The following is a 19,318-nucleotide window of genomic DNA, read 5'->3' on the forward strand; positions in this document are numbered from 1 at the left end:
CGTGGTCTGGCGCGAGACGGTCGTCGACGTCCGTCCGCTGCGCGGCAGCCGGGCGTTCCGCGACCTGTGGCTCGGGTCGTCCCTCGCTTCGATCGGCGGGCAGATCGCCGTCGTCGCCGTCCTGCAGCAGGTGTGGGAGCTGACCCGCAGCCCGCTGTGGACCGGGGCCATCGGGCTCGCCACGGGTGGGCCGATGCTCGTCCTCGGCCTGGTCGGGGGGTCGCTGGCCGATGCCATGGACCGCAGGAGCCTCGTCCGCGCCACCACCGGCGGCCAGGCGCTCGCGGCCCTGGCCCTCACGGCGCAGGCCGCCGCGGGCAACCGGTCGGTGGCGCTGCTGCTGGCCCTGGTCGCCGCCGGCGCCGGCTGCGCGGCGCTCGGGGCCCCGGCCCGGCGCACCTTCCCCGTCCGGCTGCTGCCCGCCGACCAGGTCGCCGCGGGGCTCGCGCTGCAGAACATCGCCTTCCAGGCGGCCATGCTGGTCGGGCCCGCGATCGCGGGCGTCGTGCTCGCGCAGTGGCGCTACCCCGCCGCGTACGCGATCCAGGCCCTGGCCGTCACCGCGTCGCTGGCCGCCGTGATCCGGCTGCCCGCGATGCCCGCGCCGCGCGCCGACGGCTCCCCGCAGGCGGGACGGCCCGGTCGGGGGCCGCTTCCGGGAGGCTGGGCGATCGTCTTCCGGCACCCGATCCTCTGGGGGTCCTTCAGCATCGACCTCGCCGCCACCGTCCTGGCCATGCCCGTCGCGCTCTTCCCCGTGGTCAACGAGCTCCGCTTCGGCGGCGACCCCCGGACGCTCGGGCTGTTCCTGTCCGCGCTCGCGGTCGGCGGGCTCGCGGCGGGCCTGCTCTCGGGGACGGTCACCCGGCTCCGCCGCAGCGCCCTGGTCCAGCTCGTCGCGGCCACGGTGTGGGGCCTGGCCCTCGCCGGTTTCGGCCTGGCCGCGCCGCTCTGGCTCGCCCTCTGCTGCCTGGCCGCCGCCGGCGCGGCCGACACCGTGGCCGTGGTCACCCGCGGCGCGCTGGTGCAGATCGAGACGCCCGACCACTACCGGGGCCGGGTCTCCTCGGTCGAGCACGTCATCGGCGTCGCCGGCCCCGAGATCGGCAACTTCCGCGGCGGGCTCCTCGCGTCCCTCACCTCCGCGCCGGCGGCCCTCCTCGCGGGCGGTCTGGCCGCGGCGGCCGCCGTCGTCTCCGTCGGCCTCTCCAACCGCCCCCTGCGCCGGCACCGGCTCGTGCACGAGCGCGACCACGTCCGACCGCCCGCGATCCAGGCCCAGCCGCCGGTCGCGGAGGGGCCCGGATGAGGGCGGGCGAGGCCCTCGCCCCATCCGTGAGCTGCACTGGCCACCGCGGAATTCACCTAATGTCGTGTTCCGGTCGGCTCTGAAATCATGTTCGGAACCTCATTGGCGGCGATCAGGGGCGGCCGGGCCGGCCACGGAGATCACGGAGCAAACAGGAGAGGGCCATGGACGTCGAGCGGACATCGCTGCCGGGCATCGGGCTGCGGCATGTGTTCACCACCGGGCGGGGCCGCCAGATCGGGGTGGTGTCGCACCGCACCGGCCGCCGGGATCTGGTGATCTACGACAAGGACGATCCCGATACCTGCGTGGTGTCGGTGGCGCTCGCGGACGAGGAGGCCAACGCCCTGGCCGAGCTGCTGGGCACCGGCCGCGTGGTGGAACGGCTGGCCGAGCTGAACCGGCAGGTCGACGGCCTGATGACCGAGCAGATCCCGCTCACGGCCGCCTCGCCGTACGTGGGCCGCCGGATGGGCGACACCCGGGCCCGGACCCGTACCGGCGCCTCGATCGTGGCGGTGGTCCGCGAGGGCGAGGTCATCGCCAGCCCGCGACCGGACTTCGAGTTCCGCGCCGAGGACGTCGTGGTGGTGGTCGGCACCGACGAGGGAACGGCCGCCGTCGCGGCCATCCTGCACGGCGGGTGAGAGGGATCTATGCACGCTGCGACACAACTGATCGAACTGGGCGCGATCGTCCTGGCGCTGGGCCTGCTGGGCGCGATGGCGGTCCGCTTCTCCATCTCACCGATCCCGCTGTACCTGGTGGCAGGGCTGGCCTTCGGCTCAGGCGGCATCCTGCCGCTCGGCGCCAGTGAGGAGTTCGTGGCGCTCGGCGCCGAGGTCGGGGTGATCCTGCTCCTGTTCACCCTCGGGTTGGAGTACACCGCCGGGGAACTGGTCGGAACGCTGCGCACCTCGGCTCCGGCGGGGCTGGCCGACCTGCTGCTCAACGCCACGCCGGGGGTGGCGGTGGCGCTGGTGATGGGCTGGGGGCCGGTGGCGGCGGTGGCGCTCGGCGGCGTCACCTACGTCACCTCCTCCGGGATCACCGCCAAGGTGATGGGGGACCTCGGCTGGCTGGGCAACCGGGAGACCCCGGCGGTGCTGTCGATCCTGGTGTTCGAGGACCTGGCGATGGCCGCCTACCTGCCGATCCTCACCGCGCTGCTGGCCGGGGCCTCCCTGGTCGCAGGGGCGACCACCCTGGGCATCGCCGCCGCCACCATCACCCTGATCCTGTTCATCGCGCTTCGGCACGGCAAGCTGGTCGAGCGGTTCGTGGCGAGCCCCACCGACGAGGTGCTGCTGCTGAAGGTGCTGGGGCTGACCCTCCTGGTGGCCGGCCTGGCCCAGCAGCTGCAGGTGTCGGCGGCGGTCGGGGCGTTCCTGGTCGGCATCGCCCTGTCGGGACCGCTGGCCCACACCGCCCGCGACCTGCTGGCACCGCTGCGGGACCTGTTCGCCGCCGTGTTCTTCGTGTTCTTCGGCCTGCACACCGACCCCGGCCAGCTGCCCCCCGTGCTGGGGGTGGCCGCGCTGCTCGCCGCGGCCGGGATCGCCACCAAGCTCGCCTCGGGATGGCTGGCCGCCCGCCGCGCGGGGGTGGCCTCCCGCGGACGCCTGCGCGCCGGGGCAGCGCTGGTCCCGCGCGGAGAGTTCAACATCGTCATCGCCGGGCTGGCCGTGTCCGCCGGCATCAATCCCCGGCTCGGGCCGCTGGCCGCCGCCTACGTGCTGATCCTGGCGATCGCCGGGCCGCTGATCGCCCGCGGCGTCGAGCCCTTCCTCCGCTGGCGCCGCACCCGGCCGGCCCGCGAGGACCGCGAGAAGCGCGTGCCGGTCCCCCGGTCCGGGGGCACCGCCGACGACCGCGGCGACGAACGGGACGACATGGGCACCGTGAGCGGCTCGGCGGCGCCCCGCGGGCAGTGAACCGCTCCCGCGCCGCCTTCTGGACCGACCACCGCGGGCGCCGCCTCGGTCTTCGCCGGCGCGCCGCCCCCGGGGCGGGAACGGCCGCCGCCGTTTCAGCCCCGGGGGCGCGGAGGCGTGAAGGTGCAGGGCAGGCGCTTGTATCCGTTGATGAAGCCGGACTGGAGACGGTCGGGCTCCCCCGCGGTGATGTCGGGCAGACGGGTGAACAGCTCGCGGAACATCACGGTGATCTCCCGCCGGGCCAGGTTGGCGCCCAGGCAGAAGTGCGGGCCGGGTCCGCCGAACCCGACGTGCGGGTTCGGTGAGCGGGTGATGTCGAAGCGGTCGGGGTCGGTGAAGACCGACTCGTCGCGGTTGGCGGCCCAGTAGAGCAGCGTCACCCGGTCGCCCTTGCGGAAGGTGTGCCCGTTCATCTCGTGGTCGCGGGTGAGGTTGCGCCGCATGGAGATGACGGGGCTGCTGTAGCGCACGATCTCCTCGACGGCCCCGGCGATGCGCCCGTCGAAGTCGGCCAGCAGCAAATCGCGCTGGTCCGGGTGGTCGGTGAACAGCTTCAGGCCGTGCGCGATCGCGTTGCGGGTGGTCTCGTTCCCGGCCACCACCAGCAGCAGGAAGAACGCGGCGAACTCGCGCGGGCTCAGCCGCTCGCCGTCGACGTTGGCGTTCACCAGCGCCGAGGTCAGGTCGCCGGTGGGCGACGCCCTGCGCTCGCGTCCGAGCTGGGCCGCCAGCCGATGCAGCCGGAAGCCCGCCGACGCCACCGTGCCCAGCATGCGGAGCGTGCCGAGCCGGCCCATCCGCGCGGTGCCGCGGCTGTACTCGACGGTGGCGCCCACGTACTCGGCGTCGCTGTAGCCGACGATGATGTTGGTCAGGTCCACCACCCGCCGGTGGTGGCGGGCGGGGATGCCCAGCATGTCGCAGATGACCTCGACCGGCAGCCGCGCGGCGGCCCGGGACACGAAGTCGCCGCCGCCCGCCTCGATCAGCTCGTCCACGATCCGGGCGGCCCGCCGCGCGATGTCGTCCTCGGCCTTGGCGAGCATCTTCGGGCTGAACGCCCGGGACACGATCCGGCGGATCTTGGCGTGCCGCGGATCGTCCATGTCGATCATGGAGTTGAAGTAGCCGTCCATCCAGCGGGGCATGTCCGCAGGGCTGGTGGCGCTGGGCTCGCTGCTGAACACCTCCGGGTTGCGGCTGGCCTCCGCCACGTCGGCGTGGCGGACCAGCGCCCACGACCCCGGGCTCTGCCCCAGGAACGGGATCTTGGGCAGGGTGAAGAGCACCGGCGCGGGCTGGGCGCGCAGCACGGCGAACGCCTCCGCCCGCTCCTCCAGCGGCCGGGTCCAGAAGCGCAGATCGCCCAGGTCGATGTCCGCCATGGTCAGCTGTGGGGGGATCTCCGTGGCCACCGACCTCACGCTCCCGTCTCGTCGCGACCGAGATTTCTGGTGAAGCGACACACCAGATATTTCTGGTGTGTACCGTCTCCAGAATTAGGGGCGAAGTCAAGGGATGCGGCACAATCGGGGCTGTGACCGAGACCTCCCGTGCGCGCCCCTACGGCGGCGTGCCCGCCGAGCAGCGCCGGTCCCGCCGCCGCGCCGCGCTGATGGCGGCCGGGCTGGAACTGCTGGGCACCCAGGGGTGGGCCGCCACGACCGTGCGGAAGGTCTGCGCCGAGGCCGGGCTCAACGACCGCTACTTCTACGAGAGCTTCCCCGACCGGGAGGCGCTGCTCCTGGCGATCGTCGACGACCAGGTCGCCCAGGGCACCGACGTGATCCTGTCCGCCGCCCGCGGCGCCCCCCGCCACCCGCAGGCCCGCACCCGCGCCGTGGTGACCGCGATCTTCGACTTCCTGACCGGCGATCCGCGCCGCGCCCACATCCTGACCCACGCGTTCCCGTCCTCCCCCCTGCTCCAGGGGCGGCGCATCGAGATCTTCCGGAGCATGGCCGCGATCTTCACCGCGCAGACCCACGAGACCCTGGACCAGGTCCTCCTTCGCGACATCGACGTCGAGCTGACCGGCCTGACCCTCACGGCCGGCCTCTGGGAGCTGTTCAGCACCTGGTTCCGCGGCGAACTGGACGTCGACCGCGACCACCTGATCGACTACACCGTCGCCCTCATGATGAGCACGATCGAGCTGGCCGCGCCCCTCCACCACCGCCTCCGCTGAGGGGCGGCACGGGCCTCAGCCACGCCGCCGCTGTGACGGAGCGCACTCGCGCGGACGTCACGAACGGCCCGCCGCCGGTGTCCAGTGAACGAGCGCGCGAACGGGAGGACCATGCCATGAGCGACCACGCCGCCGACCCGGCGACCGAGGACTTCGTCGCCCACCGCAAGCTGCTCTTCACCGTCGCCTACGAGATGCTCGGTTCCGCGGCCGACGCCGAGGACGTCCTCCAGGAGACGTGGCTCCGGTGGGTCAAGGTCGACCTGGGGCAGGTGCGCGACCGGCGCGCCTACCTGGTCCGGATCACGACCCGGCAGGCGCTCAACCGGCTGCGCACGATGACCCGCCGCAGGGAGTCCTATGTCGGCCCCTGGCTGCCCGAGCCGCTGCTCACCTCACCGGACGTGGCCGAGGACGTCGAGCTCGCCGAGAGCATGTCGATGGCGCTGATGCTCGTCCTGGAGACGCTGTCGCCGACCGAGCGCGCCGTCTTCGTGCTGCGCGAGGTCTTCGCCGTCGGCTACGACGAGATCGCGGACGCGGTCGGCAAGAGCCCCGCGGCCGTCCGGCAGATCGCGCACCGCGCCCGCGGGCACGTGGACGCGCGCCGCCCGCGGGAGGCGGTCTCGCCGGGCGAGACCCGGGCGGCCCTGGAGTCGTTCCGGCGCGCGGTCGAGACCGGCGACCTCCAGGGCCTCCTCGACGTGCTCGCCCCCGAGGTCGTCCTGATGGGCGACGGCGGCGGCCTCAAGCAGGCCGCGCCGCGGCCCGTCACCGGGGCGGCGAAGGTGGCCCGCTTCATCATCGGCGGCACCGGCCGGATCCGGCACAAGATCACCACCGAGGTGGCCGTGGTCAACGGCGGCCCGGCCCTCGTCCTGCGGCTGGACGGCGAACTCGACGGCGTCCTGGCGGTCCGCGTCGAGGACGCCCGCATCTCCGGGCTCTACTACGTCCGCAACCCCGAGAAGCTGACCCGCGTCGAGTCCGAGACGGCGCTCACCCTCCGCTGAGCACCGGCCGCGGGCGGACCACCCGCGGCAGGCGGCTCGCGCTGAGCCGCTCCGCCGCAGCGGTCCCGCCGCACGCCGGAGCGGTTCCCCCATGGGTGAACGTTCTCGGCGCCGCGCACGTACCGCCTGCGGTAGCGGGGATCTTGTGAAGAAGCGGAAGGTGCCAGATGCAGCGCTCCGTGCGTGCACGACGCAAGAAGAGATCCATTGCCTTCCTCGCTTTCGGCGCGGGCTTCACCATGGTCGCGACCGGGGTGGCGGGGTGTGGCCGGTCGGCCGATACCAGCCTGTCGTCCGCCGACGGGGCCGCGCCCCAGAGCGTCAGCTGTCCCGCCGTCAAGCCGCGGCTTCCGCGGGTGCCCGCGTCCCAGCAGGCCGAGGTCGCGCGTGAACTGGCGCTGCTGGACTCCCAGATCGCGGAAGCGAACCGCAGGCTGAAGAGCCTGCCCGAGCGCGGCGGACGGCAGCTCGCGGTGAACGCGGTGCTGAAGCCGCTGGAGGACAAGCGCGCGGCGGCCCTCGACCGCATCGCCATCAGCTTCCAGCGCGCCGGGCAGCAGCCCCCCGCTCTGGGCGCGCTCGCCCGGTGCCGGCTGACCGGCGGCGGACAGGGCGGCGGCAGCGGCCAGGATGGCGGCGGCCAGGGCGGCGCAGGGGCGGGCAACGGAGTCGTCGGGCCGGCCGCCGCCGACTTCATCGACATCCGCAAGGTGAGACCGGTCCGGACGAAGGTCCGCCCGAACCGGAAGGCCTCGCGGGGCAGCTTCACCTCCCGGTGCGGCACGGACAAGGAGAAGCACCAGAACACCGACAACATCATCATCTCCCCCGGCGTGCCGAACGGGGCAGAGCATCTGCACGACTACGTCGGGAACCTGTCCACGGACGCGTTCTCCACCGACGCGAGCCTGGCCGCCGCCGGCACCAGTTGCCGGATCAAGGCGGAGAAGTCGACCTACTTCTGGCCGGTGCTGCGGGTGCGCCGGCAGGGCGACGCGGGCAAGGGCGCCGCGGAGAAGGACAAGAACAACGTCGGCACCGCGGTACTGCCCTCGAAGGTGATCCTGCGCTACAGCGGCAGCCCGCGCGGGAAGGTGACCGCCATGCCGCGGTTCCTGCGGCTGTTCACCGGTGACGCCAAGGCGTTCTCCAAGGGGCCCGCCAACGCGCAGGCGACCTGGACCTGCACCGGCTTCACCGACAGGCGCACCGACAAGTACCCGCTCTGCCCCAAGGGCAGCGATGTGGTGCGCTTCTTCGACGAGCCGAGCTGCTGGGACGGGAAGAACACCGACAGCGCCAACCACCGCGCCCACGCCGTCTTCCCCGAGGACGACGGCAGGTGTCCTGCCGGGTTCAAGGCCATCCCGCATCTGACCATGGCGCTCGTCTACAAGGGCATCCCCAACACGGCGCCCAAGAACGACGGCGACGTCCGGTTCGCGGTGGACGGTTTCGCCACCGAGCAGCACAAGCCCATCACCGACCACGCCGGTTACATCAACGTCATGTCCAAGCGGCTGAACGCCGCGGTCGCCAAGTGCGTCAACCGCAACCGGAGGTGCTGAACCTCCCGGCCGGCCATCCCGCCGTGCACCGCGGTTCGCGATGGCCGCCGCGCCGACGGCGACGACGGCGCCCTCGGAAGGGCCGACGCCGGGCCGAGGTCCGACGGCTCAGCTCGGCGGACGGTCGGGGAGGATCCGGTCGAGGAAGTGCGCGACGGTGATGACGCCGATCATGGGCGCGTCGGTGCGGTCGGCCTCGCCGCTGACCGCGACGACGGGGCTGCGGTCGGCGGCCATGACGCTGGCTATCTCCATGACGGTGGCGTCGGCGTCCACGACGGGCAGCGCCTTGCGGTCCTCGACGAGGAGGTCCGCGACGGTCCTGTCGCCGAGCCTTGCGCACAGCTTGTCGGCGTGGCGCTCGTCGTAGACCCGGGCCAGCGCGGGGTCGTCCCGGACGTGCGGCGGGATGATGGCCCGCAGGAGCCGCGAACCCGGGATCACCGCGACGGGGCGGCGGTCGGGGTCGACGACGATCAGCCCCGCGAGCGAATGCTCGGCCACGAGCCGGGCCGCGTCCAGGGCGCTGTCGTCCGGCGTGACGGTCGGGTAGTCGACGGCGAGGTCTCGTGCGCGCACGGCTCCAACGTAGCCGACCGCCCCGGACCCGAACCGGGCAGCGTATTGCATAATGCAATAGTTAGCTCGGTGAACCGACGGAAGGGGCCGGTGAGTGGGCGAGGGTTCGGCAGGGGAACGGATACCGGTCGAGGGCGGGGCGCGCGGCCTGCCGGCGAAGGTCCGCGAGACCCAGTGGGGCCTGGTCCTGCTGGCCTTGCTGGTCGGATGCGGGGCCGGAGCGGGCGCCGTGGTCTTCCGCGAGCTCATCACCGCGTTCACCCACCTGTTGACGGGGCACGGCGACTACTCCGCGGCCGGACGGGACGCGCATCCGCGGCTGCCGTGGTTGGGGCCGTTCTTCGTGCTCCTCGTGCCGGCGGTGGCGGGGCTGGTGTACGGGCCGCTGGTCCAGCGGTTCGCCCCCGAGGCGCGCGGCCACGGCGTGCCGGAGGTCATGTTCGCCGTCGCGCAGCGGGGCGGGCGCATCGCCCCGCAGGTCGCGGTGGTCAAGTCCCTGGCCTCGGCGCTGACCATCGGGGCGGGCGGCTCGGTGGGGCGCGAGGGGCCGATCGTGCAGATCGGCGCGGCGCTCGGCTCCACGCTGGGCCGCGTCGTGAGGGTCGCCGAGAACCGGTTGCGGATCCTGGTGGCCTGCGGCGCCGCCGGCGGCATCGCCGCGACCTTCAACGCGCCGCTGGCCGGGGTGTTCTTCGCGATGGAGCTGATCCTGCGCGACTACACCGTCGAGTCGTTCGGCGTGGTGGTGCTGTCGAGCGTGACGGCCAGCGTGATCGGCCGGGCCGTGTTCGGCTCGGCCTCGTTCATGTCGCCGCCTGACTTCCACGTCGCCCACCCGGTCGAGTACCTCCTGTTCGCGCTGCTCGGCCTGCTCGGGGCCCTGGCCGGGGTCGGGTTCACCCGCGCCCTGTACACGGTGGAGGACGTGTGCGACACACTCTGGCGGGGGCCCGAATGGCTGCGGCCCGCCGCGGGCGGTCTGCTGCTGGGCGGCCTGCTGCTGGCCCTCCCGCAGATGTACGGCGTGGGCTACCCCGTGCTGCAGGACGCCGTGAACGGCCGCTATGTGATCGGGTTCCTGCTCCTGCTGCTCGTGGGCAAGATCCTCGCCACCAGCCTGACCATCGGGATCGGCGGTTCCGGCGGGGTGTTCGCGCCGAGCCTGTTCATGGGCGCGATGCTCGGCAGCGCCTTCGGCGCGGCGGCGCACCAACTCGCCCCCTCGGTCACCACCTCACCGGGCGCCTACGGGCTGGTGGGCATGGGCGCGGTGTTCGCCGGCGCCGCCCGGGCCCCGATCACCGCCGTGGTGATCCTTTTCGAGCTGACCGGCGAGTACTCCATCATCCTGCCGATGATGACCGCGATCGTCGTGGCCGCCCTCGTCGGCCGGCACCTGTCGGACGACACCATCTACAGCCTCAAGCTCCGCCGCCGCGGCATCGACCTGGACGCCGCACCGGCCGACCCCCGCATGACCCGTCGCGTCGGCGGTGTGATGGACGCCGTCCCCGAGCCGCTGCCGGCCACGCTCGCCCTGGCGGACGCCTCCCGGCTGCTCGCCCTCTCCGAGCATGGTGCTCTGCCGGTTCTGGACGGCCAAGGCGCCTACCAAGGGGTCGTCACCGCTCGTGCGGTCGCCGAAGCGCTGGCCGACACCGAGTCGCGGACGGACACCGGGCGCTCGCCGGCCGCCGGCGGTCTGGCGCAGATGCCCACGCCGCTGACCACGGACATGCCGCTCGTCGACGCCCTTCACGTCCTGACGTCCACGGACGGGACCGGCGTGCCCGTCCTGGACCCCGAACGCACCGTCCTCTCCGGCTGGATCACCCACCAGGCCGTCCTTCGAGCCCTCCACGCCCCCGAAGGGGCTCTGGGGGCGCAGGTGTGAGAGGGGGCGGCCTCGTCGCGTCCTGAGGACGGGAGGCGGTCCGGTTCCCCGCGCCGGTCGGCGGGGTGCGGCCTCAGCGGTCCGGTGCGTCCGGGTGCCGGGGGGCGGTGCGCAGGTCGAAGACCACGCGGCGCAGTTCGGCGATGGTGTCGTCCAGTACGGCCAGGGCCGCCTGGACGCCCTGGCCGGCACGCGGGTCCTGGATGCGGGCCAGCGCGCCGTTCAGTTCGAGGCCGATGGCGAACAGCCGGCGGGTGATCTGGTCGGCGAGGTCGCGGGCCACGCGCTGCGCGTCGGAGCCCAGCTGCCGGGCGAGCGCATCGGCGGCCTGCTGGGCGGGCGGGGCACGGCCGGCGGCGTCACCCGATCCGTAGGCGCGCCCGGGCGCAGGTGACGGGTAGGTCATCTGGGAGAACTACCCGGACCGCGCCGCGAGCCACGCCCGCACTGCCCGAGTTTGTAGGCGTTTTGCCGACTCTGTCCACAATTCGGGGGCCCGCTCCACGGCGGCCGGCGTCCGTGGTCGAAGCGGAGGGCCGAAGGTCCCCCGAACCGGGGACAGCGGCCCCTACCTGCGCCTTCTCCTCGCCGGGAAGGCTGGACGCACCGACAGGGGGAGGGATCGGCCATGAACGATCGAGAGAGGACGGGCACCGTCCTGGTCGGATACGACGGGTCGCCCGCCGCCGACGAGGCGCTCCGCTGGGGGGTGCGGGAGGCTCTGTCCCGCCGCCTGCCCCTCACGGTCTGCCACGCCTGGCACTGGCCCTATCCGTTGCGTCTGCCGGACAAGGACACCCTGGAGGTCCTCCGCGGCGCGGGGGCCATCGTGGCGGACGACGGCGTGCGCAAGGCCCACGGCCTCGCCGAGGGCCTGGACGTCCGCTGGCGCCTGGACCGGGGGTGGGCCTCGGCCGTGCTGCTGGAGGCGTCCCGCGAGGCCGACATGGTCGTGCTCGGCTCGCGTGGGCACGGCGGGTTCGAGGGACTCTCGGTGGGCTCCACCGCGGTCCAGGTGGCGTCCCATGCCGATCGCCCGGTCATCGTCGTCCGGCCGGACCTGCCGCCCGCACGACCGGACGGCGAGCGGCTCGTCGTCGGGGTGGACGGCTCGCCGGGCGCCGAGTCGGCCATCGGCTTCGCCTTCGAGGAGGCCGCGCTGCGCGGCGCGTCCGTCACGGCCGTGTGCAGCTGGTGGGACCCCTCCGCGTTCCGCGGACCGGACCGCGTCCCCTTCAGCGATCCCGAGGTGATCAGGCGCGAGGCCATGGCGCGGTTCGAGGAGGACATCGCCCCCTGGCGGACCCGGTACCCGCAGGTGCGGCTGGAGACCGAGTTCATGGTCGACACTCCGCGGCGGGCCCTGCTCGGCGCCGCCCACGGCGCGGCGCTGCTGGTCATGGGCGCGCGCGGGATCGGCGCCGGACCCCAGACGCTCCTGGGCCCGGTCACCCAGGCCGCGCTGCAGGAAGCGCCCTGCCCGGTGGCGGTGGTGCCCGCGCAGGGGACCGGACGCGGCAGGACGCCCGAGGCAGCGGGCGCCTCGGCGCGCGGCGGGACGGTCTGAAGAGCCCGAACACGCGTCACGCGGGCCGGGCGATGAGGACCGGACGGCCGCACCGGTGGATCACCGTGTAGGCGACCGATCCAAGCGGCATGAGCGGGTCCCTGTGGTCATGAGGGCCGACCACGACGAGCTGGGCGCCGGCCGAGACCTGGAGCAGGGCCTTCCTGGGGCTGTCGTTGACCACCTCGGCGGTGACCTGGACCTCGGGGAACCGGGTCCGCCAGTCGGCCAGCGCCTCCTCGATCCGCGCCTCCGCCGCCTGCCGGTGGTGCCGCAGGAGCGCGGCGAGCTCGGCGGAGTGCACCGGATCGGGGACCTGGAAGAACCGGAAGGCGTGGACGACCCGCAGCGGCGCCCGCCAGAGCGCCGCCTCACGGAAGGCCTCGGCCAGCACCGCCCCGGTGGACGGCCCGTCCACGCCGGCGACGATCTCGGCATGGCCGGTGGTCGGCTCGCGCAGGGCCGGCGCGAGCGCCACCGAGACCGGCGCGTGCGCCGCCACCTTGAAGGCCACGGAGCCGAGGACGAGGCCGGCGAGGCCGCCGCTGCCACGGGTGCCGACGACCACCAGCCCCGCGTCCCGGGCGCGCGCGACCAGCGCGCTCGCCGCGTCGTCGACGACCAGTTCGCTCGACGTCTCGACGCCCTCCATGCGCCTGCGCACCCGCTCCTCGGCCTCGTCCAGCAACCGCCGCGCCGCACCCCACTCGGGCTCCTGCTCGATGCCGGGAGCCGTGCCGCCGCGGACCTGCGGGAGGGCGTGCAGGAGGCGGAGGGCGACCCTGCGGACCCTGGCCTCGCCGGCCGCCCAGTCCAGCGCCCGGGTGCCGGTCTCGGACCCGTCCACCCCCACCAAGATCGGACCGTTCACAACAATCCCCCCAACCGCGAGTCCGCGCCGCGTACCTGCGAGGACACCGCCTCAACGAGATGCTGCCCCGTTCCGCCCCCCGGAAAAGGACCGCGCTCCCCGCGGGCGGGTCGAGCCCGCCCCGGCGCGCCGGGGGCGGGCTCATGCCGTGTGCTCGGCCGCCCGTTCGAGCAGCCGGGCGGACTCGGCCTCGGAGACCGGCGCGAAGTCCAGGTAGAAGTCGCTCGCGGCGACGAAGAACGTCGGCGAGAGCGGGCAGACCACCTCGTCGGCGACGGTCCACAGGCGGTCGAGCGTGGCGGGCGCCGCCGCGGGCACGGCGAAGACGACCCGCCCCGCGCCCTGCGCACGGGCGTCGCGGCACGCTGCCTCCGCGACCGGGCGGGAGGCCGCGCCGTCGTCGACGACGATGACGTCCCGGCCGGCCAGCGGCAGGCGCGGGCGCCCCCCGCGCAGCCGGAGCCCGAGCGCCCGCGCCTCGACGCGGGCGGCCCGTTCCAGCTCCCCGATCCGCCCCTCGCCGGCCGCGGACCGCCGGACGGCGTCCTCGTCCAGGACGCGCGCCCGGCCCTCGCCGACCGCGCCCACGACGCCGGGAATCCCCGGGACGGCGAACTCGCGCACCACCAGCACGTCCAACGCGCAGCCGAGCAGCGCGGCGGCCTCGGCCGCCACGAGGACACCGCCCCCCGCGAGGCCCAGGACCCGCACGTCCCCGCCCGTGTACCGCCGCAGGTTCGCAACGAGCTGCCGTCCCGCGTCCCGCCGATCGGAGTACATCGCCCCCACCTCGCTCCTGGCCGTTCCACCCACCAGCATCCGGTGCGGGCCTCCGGCGTTCCAGGGCGCATCGGCCCGCCTCGGCCCGACCTTCGTCCCGGCCCCGCCGAGGGCCCGCGGGCGTCAGGTGCGGCGGGTCAGGTAGGCGACGCAGCCGTCCAGGGTGGCCAGCTCCGGGTAGTCGTCCTCGTCGATGCGCAGGCCCGAGCCGTCGCTCAGCCCCTCGACGAAGCCGAGGAAGTCGAGCGAGTCGAGGCCGAGGTCCTCGCGCAGGTCGGCGTCCCCGCCGACGGTCGCGGCGTCGACGTCGGGGGCCGCCTTCTCCAGCGAGCGGGCGGCCAGGTCGCGTGCCTCTCGGGGTGTCATAGCTCCTCCGGGCTCTGCAGCAGCCGGTCCACGGCCTCCAGGAGGCGCGCGCCCGTGTGGCCGTCGGTGGCCCTGTGGTCGGCGGCCAGCGTGGCGGTGACCACCGGGCGGACGCCCAGCAGCCCGTCCACCGCCCACGGCCGCTGGACGATCCTGCCGAAGCCGAGCAGGGCCACCTGCGGCGGGAAGATGACGCCGGTCACCGACTCCACGCCCCGGTCGCCCAGGTTGGTGACGGTGATCGTCGCGTCGCTCAGCTCGGACCCGCGCAGCCGGCCCGTCCGGGCGCGGACGAGCATCTCCTTCAGCGCGGCCATCAGGTCGTCCAGGGACAGCTCGTCGGCGCCGCGCAGGGTCGGTGTCACCAGCCCGCCGCCGCGCAGCGCGGTGACGATGCCGAGGTGGACGCCCTCTCCGGGGACGAACGCCTCGTCGAGCCAGTGGCCGTTGAGTTCGGGGACCTCCCGCGCCGCCAGCGCACCGGCCTTGAGCAGCAGCGCGGCCGGGAGGATCCGCCCCGACACCGGGAGTTCGCGGTTGCGCGCCTGGAGCCAGGCCGTCGCGGCGCCCATGTCGATGGTGGTGCCGAGGTAGTAGTGCGGGATCTCGCGCTTGCTCCGGGCCATCAGCTCGCCGATCGCCCGCCGCATCGCGGCCTGCTTGTCCGCCGCCGCGGGCCGTGCGGGGGCCGCCCTCCGCGGTTCGGCGGCCGGGTGCGGTTCGGCGGCGGGGTGCGCTTCGGCGGCCGGGCGCGGGCCGCCCGCAGCGGCGCGGACGTCGTCGGCCCGGATGGCGCCGTGGGCACCCGACCCGCGCACCCGGCCCAGGTCGACGTCGAGCTCGCCGGCGATCCGGCGGGCCAGGGGCGACGCCTTCGGCCGGCCCGCCGGGCGGGTCGCCCTCTCGACGTCGGCGCGAATGATCCTGCCGTCGTGCCCCGTGCCGTGCACCGACGCCAGGTCGACGCCCCGCTCCTCGGCGAGGCGCCGGACGAGCGGGGTCGCCGCCCGCCGGTGCGCGGGAGCACGGGACGGCTTCCTCCGCTCCCGCGCCGGGCCCGCCGCGGGCGCCGCGGCGCCGGACGGCTCGGGAGCGGCGGGAGGGGCGGGAGGGAGCGCGCCGCCCGGCGGCGCCGCCGTCGAGCTCAGCCGGGCGAGCGGGGTCCCGACCGGCACGCTGGCGCCGGGCTCGACGAGGAGGGCGTCGACCACGCCGTCGTCGAAGCACTCGACCTCGATGTCGGCCTTGTCGGTCTCGACGACGGCGACGGTGTCGCCCCTGTGCACCCGGTCTCCGGGCTTGACCAGCCATTCGGTGAGGGTGCCGCGGTCCATGTCGGCGCCGAGGGAGGGCATCGTGAAGTCAGGCATCGCCGCTCACCACCCGGTGCGCGGCGGCGACGACGTCGTCCGGCTGCGGCAGCGCGGCCTCCTCCAGGTGCCGGGGGTAGGGGATGGGGATCTCGGCGCCGCAGACGCGGGCGACGGGCGCGTCGAGGTCGTAGAACACCTGCTCGGTGATGCGGGCGCTGATCTCCGCGGACAGGCTCCCCGACCGCCACGCCTCGTCCACGACCACGGCGCGGTGGGTGCGGCGGACCGAGTCCATGATCGTGGCGTCGTCCAGCGGGCGCAGCGACCGCAGGTCGACGACCTCGGCCTCGACGCCCTCGGCGGCGAGCGTCTCGGCGGCCTCCAGGGTCTTGTGAAGGGTCCCGCCGTAGGTGATCAGGCTGACGTCCGCGCCGGCCCGGCGCACCGCCGCGCGGTCGATGTCCACCGCGCCCGCGCCTGGCGGCAGCTCGCCGGACATCCCGTACAGCGACCCGTGCTCGAAGAGCAGCACGGGATCGGGGTCCTCCAGCGCGGTCCACAGCATGCCGCGGGCGTCCTCCAGGGTCGCGGGGGCGACGATCCGCAGGCCGGGGATGTGGGTGTACCAGCCTTCGAGGCTGTGCGAGTGCTGGGCGGCCAGCTGCCGGCCCGCCCCGGTGGTCATCCGGATGACCAGCGGGACGCCGAACTGCCCGCCGGACATGTGCGACAGCGTCGCCGCGTTGTTGAGGATCTGGTCCAGCGCGAGCAGGCTGAAGTTGACCGTCATGATCTCCACGACGGGGCGCATCCCGGCGAGGGCCGCGCCGATGCCCGCGCCGACGAACGCCGACTCCGACAGGGGCGTGTCGCGGATCCGCTCGGGCCCGAACTCCTCCAGCAGGCCGAGGCTGACCGCGAAGCAGCCGCCGTAGCGCCCCACGTCCTCGCCCATCAGGAACACGCGCTCGTCCTTCGCCAGCGCCTCCCGCAGGGCCGCCCGCATGGCTTCGCGGTACGTGGTCCCGCCGTGCTCGGCGGGCGCGGGCGCGCCGGACCGCGCCTGGGTGGTGGTCATCACCGCACCGCCTTCTCCGAGTAGACGAAGCGCGCCAGGTCGGCGACCGGCTCCAGCGGCGCCTTCCGCGCCGCCTCCACCGCGCCGTCGATCTCGGCGGCGATCTCCTTGTCCATCGCGGTGAGGTCGTCCTCGCCGAGGTCGCCGTCGGCGCGCAGCCGGGCGGCCAGGGCGTCGATCGGGTCGTGGCGCTTCCACTCCTCGATCTCGGCCTTGGCGCGGTAGCGGTCCGGGTCGTACATCGAGTGGGCGCGGTACCGGTAGGTGCGCATCTCCAGGAAGTGCGGGCCCCCGCCCCAGCGCACCGACTCGGCCGCCCGCCGCGCGGCCGCGGAGACCGCGAGCACGTCCATGCCGTCGACGGCCCACGACACCAGGCCGTAGGACGAGGCGCGCAGGGCCAGGTCGGTCTCGGCGTGCTCGCGGGCGAGCGCGGTCCCCATCGCGTACCGGTTGTTCTCGCAGACGAACAGGACCGGCAGCCGCCACAGCGCGGCCAGGTTCAGGCACTCGTGGAACTCGCCCTCGGCGGCGGCCCCGTCCCCGAGGAAGCACGCCGTGACGCGCTCGTCGCCGCGCATCCGGTCGGCGAGCGCCAGCCCGACCGCGAGCGGCAGCCCGCCGGCCACGATGGCGTTGCCTCCGTAGAACCGGGTCGCCGCGTCGAACAGGTGCATCGAGCCGCCGCGGCCGCGGCTGCAGCCGGTGACCCGGCCGAACATCTCCGCCATGACCGCCTCGGCCGGGATCCCGCGCGCGAGGGCGTGCCCGTGCTCGCGGTAGGTGGTGACGACGGCGTCCTGCGGCCCGAGCGCCGGCATCACCCCGGCGGCGACGGCCTCCTCACCGATGTACAGGTGCATGAACCCGCGGATCTCGGCCGCGCTGTACAGCTCGACGCAGCGCTCCTCGAAGCGCCGGATGCGCAGCATCTCGTGCAGCAGGCCGCGGCGCTGCTTCGCCGCCGCCTCCCGCGCCGCCGCGTCCGCCGCCCGGCCGCCGCCCCCTCCGGCGGCGCCGCCGGGCTCGGTCCTCTTCTTCCTGGTCATGGGCTCCGCTCCAGTGTCGACACGTCCCCTTCGGGAAGCCCGAGCTCGCGCGCCTTCAGCAGCCGGCGCATCACCTTGCCCGAGCGGGTGTGCGGGAGGTGCCGGTCGAACGCGATCTCCTTGGGCGCCAGGGACGCCAGCCTGCGGCGGCCGAACGCGATCAGCTCGCGGCGCATCGCCTCGTCCGCCTCGTAGCCGGGCCGCAGGGTCACGAACGCCTTGACGACCTCCCCCGCGACCGGGTCCGGCCTGCCGATGACCCCCGCCTCGGCGACGGCCTCGTGCTCCATCAGCGCGCTCTCGACCTCGAACGGCCCGATGAGGTGCCCGGCCGACTTGATCACGTCGTCCGCGCGGGCGACGAACCAGTAGTAGCCGTCGGCGTCCCGGCGGGCGATGTCCCCGGTGAGGTACCAGCCGCCGGCGAACGCCTTGGCGTAGCGCGCGTCGTCGTGCAGGTAGCCGCGGAACATCGACGGCCATCCGGGCCGCAGCGCGAGCTCGCCTTCGGCCTCCGGACCGCGCGCCACCGCCACCGTTCCGTCGGCCGACACCCGTGCGCGCCCGTCCGGGCCGCGCTCCAGCAGCCCGACCTCCACGCCGGGCACCGGACGCCCCATCGAGCCGGGCCTGATCTCCATGGACGCGTAGTTGCTGATCATGATCGCGCCGGTCTCGGTCTGCCACCAGTTGTCGTGCACGGGCAGCCCGAAGGCCGTCACGCCCCACACGACGGCCTCGGGGTTGAGCGGCTCCCCCACGCTGGCGACGAACCGCAGGGCGGACAGGTCGTGGGCGCGCGCCGGCTCGGCCCCGTAACGCATGAGCATCCGCAGCGCCGTCGGCGCCGTGTACCAGACCGAGACCCGCTGCTCCTCCAGGATCCGGTACCAGCGCCGCACGTCGAACTCCGCGGCGTCCACCAGCAGCGTCGCCCCGTGGGTGAGCGGGGCGACGATCCCGTAGGAGGTGCCCGTGACCCAGCCCGGGTCGGCCGTGCACCAGAACACGTCCCCCTGGCGCAGATCCAGCGCGAAGGCCGCGGTCGCGTGGTGCGCCACGACCGCCTCGTGGACGTGCACCGCGCCCTTGGGCCGTCCCGTGGTGCCGCTGGTGAAGTGCAGCAGCGCCATGTCCTGCGGGTCGGTCGGCGGTATCTCGAAGACCGGGGCGACGTCGTCCATGATCTCCTGGTAGGAGACCGTGCCGGGCGGCGCCTCGTAGCCGCCGACGACCAGCACGTGCTCCAGCCCCGGCAGCTCGTCCCGGATCTGGGCGATCTTCCTCGTGTACAGCTCGGGGCTGGTGACCAGCACCTTCCCGTCGCCGAGCCGGAGCCGGTCGCGGATCGGCTCCGGCCCGAACGCGGGGAACAGCGGCGAGAGGACACTGGTGTTCTTCAGCGTCCCGAGCGCCGCCACGTAGAGCTCCGGGACGCGGCCCAGCAGCGAGAACACCCGGTCCCCCCGGTGCACCCCGAGCGCGCGCAGCACGTTGGCGAACCGGCAGGTCTCGTCCCGCAGCCGCGCGTAGGTGAGCTCCGTGACCCGGTCGTGGCGGTCCAGGCAGCGCAGGGCCACCCGGTCGGCGAGCGGCCCCTCGGCGTGCCGGTCGACCGCCTCATGGGCGATGTTGAGCCCCCGCCCGCCCGGGAGGCCGTCCATGGCGGCCCGCGCGTCGTCCCAGCGGAAGCGGTCGTAGACCCTCTCGTAGTCGTCCAGGTTCGGTGGGAGGCCCGGGCGGCCGGGCCTGGTGACGGGTTGCCGGCCCATTCGGCTCACCTCATCGGAAGAGAGCGCGGTCTCG

At 74.3% G+C, this 19,318-nt stretch carries 18 protein-coding genes; 8 read left to right on the forward strand and 10 right to left on the reverse strand.

What is annotated here, in order from left to right:
* Position 1 precedes the first annotated feature (1 nt).
* The 3 genes from K4S16_RS01550 to K4S16_RS01560 all read left to right on the forward strand — a co-directional run bounded on the left by K4S16_RS01550 (position 2) and on the right by K4S16_RS01560 (position 3,243).
* Entirely contained in the window at positions 2-1,309 is a 1,308-nt protein-coding gene (locus K4S16_RS01550) for an MFS transporter (protein WP_149257000.1), read from the forward strand.
* A 164-nt stretch (positions 1,310-1,473) separates the two neighbouring features.
* Positions 1,474-1,956, forward strand: a complete 483-nt coding sequence (locus tag K4S16_RS01555; protein WP_149257001.1) for a cation:proton antiporter regulatory subunit — start codon at positions 1,474-1,476, stop codon at positions 1,954-1,956.
* A 9-nt stretch (positions 1,957-1,965) separates the two neighbouring features.
* Positions 1,966-3,243 (forward strand): cation:proton antiporter, encoded by a 1,278-nt coding sequence (locus K4S16_RS01560; RefSeq protein ID WP_149257002.1) that lies wholly within the window; start codon positions 1,966-1,968, stop codon positions 3,241-3,243.
* 95 nt (positions 3,244-3,338) lie between these two features.
* On the opposite strand, the gene K4S16_RS01565 is transcribed toward K4S16_RS01560, so the two are convergent.
* Entirely contained in the window at positions 3,339-4,631 is a 1,293-nt protein-coding gene (locus tag K4S16_RS01565; RefSeq protein ID WP_149257941.1) for a cytochrome P450, read from the reverse strand.
* Positions 4,632-4,783: 152 nt separating this feature from the next.
* Here K4S16_RS01565 and K4S16_RS01570 point away from each other — a divergent pair, with 152 nt between their 5' ends.
* The 3 genes from K4S16_RS01570 to K4S16_RS01580 all read left to right on the forward strand — a co-directional run bounded on the left by K4S16_RS01570 (position 4,784) and on the right by K4S16_RS01580 (position 8,015).
* Positions 4,784-5,434 (forward strand): TetR/AcrR family transcriptional regulator, encoded by a 651-nt coding sequence (locus K4S16_RS01570; RefSeq protein ID WP_149257003.1) that lies wholly within the window; start codon positions 4,784-4,786, stop codon positions 5,432-5,434.
* A 116-nt stretch (positions 5,435-5,550) separates the two neighbouring features.
* Positions 5,551-6,447, forward strand: coding sequence for an RNA polymerase sigma-70 factor (locus tag K4S16_RS01575; RefSeq protein ID WP_149257004.1), 897 nt, complete (start codon positions 5,551-5,553; stop codon positions 6,445-6,447).
* A 167-nt stretch (positions 6,448-6,614) separates the two neighbouring features.
* Positions 6,615-8,015 (forward strand): DUF1996 domain-containing protein, encoded by a 1,401-nt coding sequence (locus K4S16_RS01580; RefSeq protein WP_149257005.1) that lies wholly within the window; start codon positions 6,615-6,617, stop codon positions 8,013-8,015.
* 108 nt (positions 8,016-8,123) lie between these two features.
* Here K4S16_RS01580 and K4S16_RS01585 read toward each other — a convergent pair whose 3' ends face one another.
* Positions 8,124-8,594, reverse strand: a complete 471-nt coding sequence (locus tag K4S16_RS01585) for a CBS domain-containing protein (protein ID WP_200841634.1) — start codon at positions 8,592-8,594, stop codon at positions 8,124-8,126.
* A 94-nt stretch (positions 8,595-8,688) separates the two neighbouring features.
* On the opposite strand from K4S16_RS01585, the gene K4S16_RS01590 reads away from it, so the two are divergent.
* Positions 8,689-10,488 (forward strand): chloride channel protein, encoded by a 1,800-nt coding sequence (locus K4S16_RS01590; RefSeq protein ID WP_149257007.1) that lies wholly within the window; start codon positions 8,689-8,691, stop codon positions 10,486-10,488.
* A gap of 73 nt (positions 10,489-10,561) precedes the next feature.
* Here K4S16_RS01590 and K4S16_RS01595 read toward each other — a convergent pair whose 3' ends face one another.
* Entirely contained in the window at positions 10,562-10,894 is a 333-nt protein-coding gene (locus K4S16_RS01595) for a histidine kinase (RefSeq protein ID WP_149257008.1), read from the reverse strand.
* A gap of 222 nt (positions 10,895-11,116) precedes the next feature.
* Between K4S16_RS01595 and K4S16_RS01600 the strand changes: the two genes are divergently transcribed.
* Positions 11,117-12,055 (forward strand): universal stress protein, encoded by a 939-nt coding sequence (locus K4S16_RS01600; protein WP_149257009.1) that lies wholly within the window; start codon positions 11,117-11,119, stop codon positions 12,053-12,055.
* Between the two features lie 16 nt (positions 12,056-12,071).
* Here the strand turns inward: K4S16_RS01600 and K4S16_RS01605 are convergent, their stop codons facing one another.
* The 7 genes from K4S16_RS01605 to acsA form a co-directional block, all read right to left on the reverse strand.
* Positions 12,072-12,926: a universal stress protein gene (locus K4S16_RS01605; RefSeq protein WP_308800773.1), complete on the reverse strand. Its 855-nt coding sequence runs from the start codon at positions 12,924-12,926 to the stop codon at positions 12,072-12,074.
* Positions 12,927-13,067: 141 nt separating this feature from the next.
* Positions 13,068-13,706 (reverse strand): phosphoribosyltransferase family protein, encoded by a 639-nt coding sequence (locus K4S16_RS01610; RefSeq protein WP_160160837.1) that lies wholly within the window; start codon positions 13,704-13,706, stop codon positions 13,068-13,070.
* 123 nt (positions 13,707-13,829) lie between these two features.
* Entirely contained in the window at positions 13,830-14,072 is a 243-nt protein-coding gene (locus K4S16_RS01615) for an acyl carrier protein (RefSeq protein ID WP_149257012.1), read from the reverse strand.
* Entirely contained in the window at positions 14,069-15,442 is a 1,374-nt protein-coding gene (locus K4S16_RS01620) for a dihydrolipoamide acetyltransferase family protein (protein ID WP_149257013.1), read from the reverse strand. Before K4S16_RS01620 ends, K4S16_RS01615 begins: the two co-directional genes overlap by 4 nt.
* Complete coding sequence (locus K4S16_RS01625; RefSeq protein ID WP_149257014.1) at positions 15,435-16,463, reverse strand: alpha-ketoacid dehydrogenase subunit beta; 1,029 nt, start codon at positions 16,461-16,463, stop codon at positions 15,435-15,437. Before K4S16_RS01625 ends, K4S16_RS01620 begins: the two co-directional genes overlap by 8 nt.
* Positions 16,463-17,512 (reverse strand): pyruvate dehydrogenase (acetyl-transferring) E1 component subunit alpha, encoded by a 1,050-nt coding sequence (gene pdhA / locus K4S16_RS01630; RefSeq protein ID WP_200841635.1) that lies wholly within the window; start codon positions 17,510-17,512, stop codon positions 16,463-16,465. Before pdhA ends, K4S16_RS01625 begins: the two co-directional genes overlap by 1 nt.
* On the reverse strand, positions 17,509-19,284 hold the full coding sequence (gene acsA / locus K4S16_RS01635) for an acetate--CoA ligase (protein ID WP_149257015.1): 1,776 nt from the start codon (positions 19,282-19,284) through the stop codon (positions 17,509-17,511). Before acsA ends, pdhA begins: the two co-directional genes overlap by 4 nt.
* Positions 19,285-19,318: the final 34 nt, after the last annotated feature.

It is taken from the genome of Actinomadura sp. K4S16 (assembly GCF_008327685.1).
GTDB lineage: Bacteria > Actinomycetota > Actinomycetes > Streptosporangiales > Streptosporangiaceae > Spirillospora.

Coding starts and splice junctions, on each gene's coding strand:
- K4S16_RS01560 (WP_149257002.1), top strand. CDS start 1,966: ATGCACGCTGCGACACAACTGATCGAACTGGGCGCGATCGTCCTGGCG.
- K4S16_RS01555 (WP_149257001.1), top strand. CDS start 1,474: ATGGACGTCGAGCGGACATCGCTGCCGGGCATCGGGCTGCGGCATGTG.
- K4S16_RS01610 (WP_160160837.1), bottom strand. CDS start 13,706: ATGTACTCCGATCGGCGGGACGCGGGACGGCAGCTCGTTGCGAACCTG.
- K4S16_RS01600 (WP_149257009.1), top strand. CDS start 11,117: ATGAACGATCGAGAGAGGACGGGCACCGTCCTGGTCGGATACGACGGG.
- pdhA (WP_200841635.1), bottom strand. CDS start 17,512: ATGACCAGGAAGAAGAGGACCGAGCCCGGCGGCGCCGCCGGAGGGGGC.
- K4S16_RS01595 (WP_149257008.1), bottom strand. CDS start 10,894: ATGACCTACCCGTCACCTGCGCCCGGGCGCGCCTACGGATCGGGTGAC.
- K4S16_RS01620 (WP_149257013.1), bottom strand. CDS start 15,442: ATGCCTGACTTCACGATGCCCTCCCTCGGCGCCGACATGGACCGCGGC.
- acsA (WP_149257015.1), bottom strand. CDS start 19,284: ATGGGCCGGCAACCCGTCACCAGGCCCGGCCGCCCGGGCCTCCCACCG.
- K4S16_RS01575 (WP_149257004.1), top strand. CDS start 5,551: ATGAGCGACCACGCCGCCGACCCGGCGACCGAGGACTTCGTCGCCCAC.
- K4S16_RS01580 (WP_149257005.1), top strand. CDS start 6,615: ATGCAGCGCTCCGTGCGTGCACGACGCAAGAAGAGATCCATTGCCTTC.
- K4S16_RS01565 (WP_149257941.1), bottom strand. CDS start 4,631: ATGGCGGACATCGACCTGGGCGATCTGCGCTTCTGGACCCGGCCGCTG.
- K4S16_RS01615 (WP_149257012.1), bottom strand. CDS start 14,072: ATGACACCCCGAGAGGCACGCGACCTGGCCGCCCGCTCGCTGGAGAAG.
- K4S16_RS01625 (WP_149257014.1), bottom strand. CDS start 16,463: ATGACCACCACCCAGGCGCGGTCCGGCGCGCCCGCGCCCGCCGAGCAC.